Origin of the sequence: Aliibacillus thermotolerans (genome assembly GCF_027853235.1) — a bacterium.
Taxonomy (GTDB): domain Bacteria; phylum Bacillota; class Bacilli; order Bacillales; family Marinococcaceae; genus Aliibacillus; species Aliibacillus thermotolerans.
On sequence record NZ_WKJG01000098.1, the window covers coordinates 1 to 1,440 of the forward strand.

The 1,440-nt window shown below is 38.3% G+C and carries 1 pseudogene; it reads left to right on the top strand.

From position 1 onward, the window contains the following. Window positions 1–853: 853 nt before the first annotated feature. Window positions 854–1,440, top strand: a pseudogene (locus tag GJS40_RS13410) (IS256 family transposase); the annotation flags it as partial.

Genomic DNA, 1,440 nt, shown 5'->3' on the forward strand with positions numbered 1-1,440 from the left:
GTTTTCTGTAGTTGGCGCCAGAGAAGCTCCTCCAACTGTTTTAAATGAGGGAATTCTATGATATTCTTATTCATAAGGGTTCACTCCTTTGGGTTATTTGTTCGTACATTTAATTTTATCAAGGAGTAACTCTTTTTTCATGCCTTTTACATGGTAGCTAGCGCGCTAACGCTTGCTTGCCCCTCATTTTGGAAAGGGTTCATTGACCCTTTCCAAAATGAGGGGGATATTTTTTGCCCACAATAATTTTACTCTTACCCTGTCCTTGTCCGAAGCCAATTCATCTCCCACTTTCACTGGTGCTAAAAGCACCTTCACGTTTAGAAGTGAGAGACTTCTTGGCTGTAAAGTTAAAATTCGCTTGCTTTAGGATAAAGAGTTCTTCCACATGCGCTTAGAATTCGCATGTTTTAGCGCTAAAGTTACTTCTTCACATACTTGGAATCATCCTCTTGCATCCCAAAATCGATGACGGTAAGGGGAAATGCAACCCTAGAGGATTCGAGCTTTCCCCCCTGGATGTCATCATCCTTCTGCCTTACTTGCCAAACCAAGCGAAGGACTAGCCCAAAAACTAACCCTATTTTCTTCTTTAATTTTGTCCTTCAGCCTCTTGGAAATCTCGGTTATTCCGCAAGAACATGTAAAACGATGCTCCGAAGATTATCATGTAACCAAGGATACTCCAAATATAATATAACAAAAATAATTTCATATAATGAGCAAAATAGATTTGAGAGTGTAAAATATTTTGTGTAAATAGAAATGCACTAAATAATGTTCATAGAAAAAGGAAGACCCTTTCTGTAGAATAAAGTTAGCCGACAAAATTCACAGAAAAGAGGTCTTCCCTATGAATCATCTTACTACAGATTTAATCGAAGCACTAGCACAAAAACAAGATATCGAAGAAGTTTTTCGTTATCATTTGGAAACAGCCATCAATCAGCTGTTGAAACATGAATTAACTGTCTTTTTAGACTATGAGCCTTATGATCGAGAAGGTTTTCATTCCGGCAATTCCCGTAATGGCTACTACGATCGTACATTTAAAACCGAATACGGAGAACTACATCTTCGTATCCCTAGAGACCGTAATGGAGAGTTTCAACAACAAACAATAGCTTCCTTATAAGCGTTCCAATGATACGCTAGAACAGTTTGTCATTCATCTTTATGAAAAAGGGATTACGACAAATGAAATCGCTGATCTCATCGAACGAATGTATGGACATCACTATTCCAAACAAACGGTTTCGAACCTAACACAACTTGTTTCTGAAGATGTGAAAGCTTTCCATGAACGAAAGCTCGAAGAACGCTATGTGTGCATTTATCTGGATGCCACTCATATTCCGATTCGACGTCAAACGGTTGAAAAAGAAGCTGTCTACATCGCTATTGGTATTACGGAAGAAGGAAACAAAGAAGTTTTAGACT